Genomic DNA, 1867 nt, shown 5'->3' with positions numbered 1-1867 from the left:
TGATATAGTTTCTAAGTGTTTTGATAATGATTTTAAAGAATTTGATAAAGGAATTTTGTTTATCCTAGCTTCGGTAGTTCATAAAGAAGTTATTGAATTTCTTGAAAGAAATAATAGAGAATATATGCTAGTACATCGTCCTTTGCACTTTGCCGCGTCATTAAATCTTAAAGAATTTGGTTATATTGGAGTTGGAGCAAGTGTTGCTAATATGGCTTATGAACTAGCTGCAAGTCTAAGGCATGAAAATATCATTTTCATAGGACAAGACTTAGCTTACGCAGAAGATGGAAGCTCTCATCCAAGCGAGCATATCTATGGAAATAAAGGAGAGAAAATACGCGGTGAAGTTTATGCGCTTGCTTATGGAGGAGAAAAACAAGTAAGAACTCAACTCACTTGGAACTTGTTCCGACAAGCATTTGAAAAAGATATTTTCTGGGCAAAAGAAAAATTAAAAATCAACACCTATAATTGTACCGAAGGGGGTGCTAGGATAGAAGGAACCATAGAAAAACCCTTTAAAGGAACATGTGAAACTTTACTTAAAGAAAATCTTAAAAAACCATTTGACAAACCTAAAATTTTAGAAAACAATGAGACAAAAAATAAATTTTTACAAACTCAAAAACTGCTAATTAAAAATGTCGAACAAAGTGAAAAATTTATAAAGAAATGTCAAAATGAACTAAAAAAACTTGACTTTGAACTTGGCAAATCTCAACTTAATTTACAAGCTCTAATAAAAATTAAGCAAAACCTTTTAATTTTTTTTAAGGATTTTAAAAGGTTAAAACTTTTCAATGAACTCACTCAAGCTATATATTATCATAATGAATGTGAAATTATGCATTACGAAGTTTTAAATGATCTAGAACAAAATGAAAAAATTAAAGACTTTTTAACCAGTCAAAAAACATGGTGGTTACAAAGCTTTGAGTATTTAAATACTCAAAACCAAATCATAAAAGAAGCTTTAAAAAAATACAAAAATGACGATATTTCATAAATAAAAGGAAAAATTATGAAATTTAATCAAAATCAAATTAAACTTTTTAATAGAAATATCAATGCTTTAAACAATACTGTTTTAAAGGAAAGTTTAAAGCAAATTAAATCGAGTAAATTTGAACTTATTTTAGGCAAAGATAATCTTGATATAAATTTAAAAAATACAAATGATAATACTTTTCTTTATGAAAATGTTATAAATGAATTAAACTCTATGCTAAATACTTACAATGATAAATACCTACTTTATCCTGTATTGTATTTTTATGGTTTTGGAAATGGAATTTTATTTAAAGCTTTATTACAAAATAAAAATCATCAACATATTGTTGTTTTTGAAAAAGATATAGAAATCATTTGGACAATGTTTCATATCTTAGATTTTTCAAATGAATTACAAAATTCAAGATTGATGATTTTAGAAACTAATTCTTTAGATATAGAATTTTTTTCTGATTTTTGTTCTAGCAAACCTTTCTTTCAATTTTCTAGAATTTATTTTTTAGAACTGATGAGTAATTATTATGAAAGATACAATGAAGATGTTTTAAAGTTCAATAACAATATTTTATCCGCATTTAAATTAAATATACTTAGATATGGCAATGATCCTCTTGATGCCCTTCAAGGCATAGAACAATTTGTTTATAACTTACCTCAAATGATCACTCATCCTAGTTATACAGAATTACTTTCTAAAAGAAAAAATTTAAGTGATACAGCCATCATTGTTTCTACAGGACCAAGTCTTACTAAACAACTTCCTTTATTAAAACAATACGCAAATAAAGCTACTATTTTTTGTGCTGATAGTGCTTATCCTATTTTAGCAAAACACAATATTAAGCCCGATTAT

2 protein-coding genes are annotated in these 1867 nt (G+C 26.4%); both read left to right on the top strand.

Features of this window, described 5'->3' with window-relative positions:
• On the top strand, nt 1-1009 hold a 1009-nt coding region (locus AJ887_RS10525; protein ID WP_261659887.1), incomplete at its 5' end, for a 6-hydroxymethylpterin diphosphokinase MptE-like protein.
• A 15-nt stretch (nt 1010-1024) separates the two neighbouring features.
• Nucleotides 1025-1867: 6-hydroxymethylpterin diphosphokinase MptE-like protein (locus AJ887_RS10520; RefSeq protein WP_261659886.1), on the top strand; the 843-nt coding region annotated here is incomplete at its 3' end.

The organism is Campylobacter sp. BCW_6466, assembly GCF_001762835.1.
GTDB lineage: Bacteria > Campylobacterota > Campylobacteria > Campylobacterales > Campylobacteraceae > Campylobacter_D > Campylobacter_D jejuni.
The sequence above is the reverse complement of the archived record's forward strand: the minus strand, read 5'-3'. Positions and strand labels throughout refer to the sequence as shown.